We start from the raw sequence: 517 nt of genomic DNA, 5'->3' as shown, positions 1-517 counted from the left end.
ATTTGAATGTAGGTACACTTAGCAGCATCGTCACAGGCAATCGTTCTTTATCTGTTAACCAGTTAGATCGCATTACTGCTGGGATGGAATTACCACCAGACTATTTTTATGAACGCTACATTGAAGAGTGCATCATAGAATCACCATCTCTGCATTGGCGAAAAATAAGCCCATTTTTATATCGCTGTGCGGAGCTTGGTCGATTGGATTGTATACAGTGCGTTATGAGTCTGTTGTTAGATACTTCAATGTACATTCCGTTACTTTTTGAAATGGCTGAGGACTTGTTTCAAAAAGGGGAGTACCAGGAAGCGGCCACCTGCCTTTATGAAAACGTGGCTGAGAGTGAAAGAAAGCAGCATTCAGAACGGCTTGCTTTATGTCAGTATCGGTTGTTCAGCCTCCGGATCGGGAAAGATCAGGCTCAAAATCTTCAAACGGCGGCAAAATTTGAACCCTTTGTCGACCGTTTGGATGAAATTGACCAACTAGATGCCTTGAAAGACTTGGCCAACGT

The 517-nt window shown here is 43.1% G+C and carries 1 pseudogene; it reads left to right on the top strand.

The window, feature by feature from the left end:
• A pseudogene (locus JO375_RS06840) lies at positions 1 to 517 on the top strand (transcriptional regulator); the annotation flags it as partial.

Origin of the sequence: Paenibacillus farraposensis (genome assembly GCF_020736845.1) — a bacterium.
Classification (GTDB): Bacteria; Bacillota; Bacilli; order Paenibacillales; family Paenibacillaceae; genus Paenibacillus; species Paenibacillus farraposensis.
Note: the sequence above shows the minus strand (reverse complement) of the source record. Positions and strands in the feature narration are given on the sequence as shown.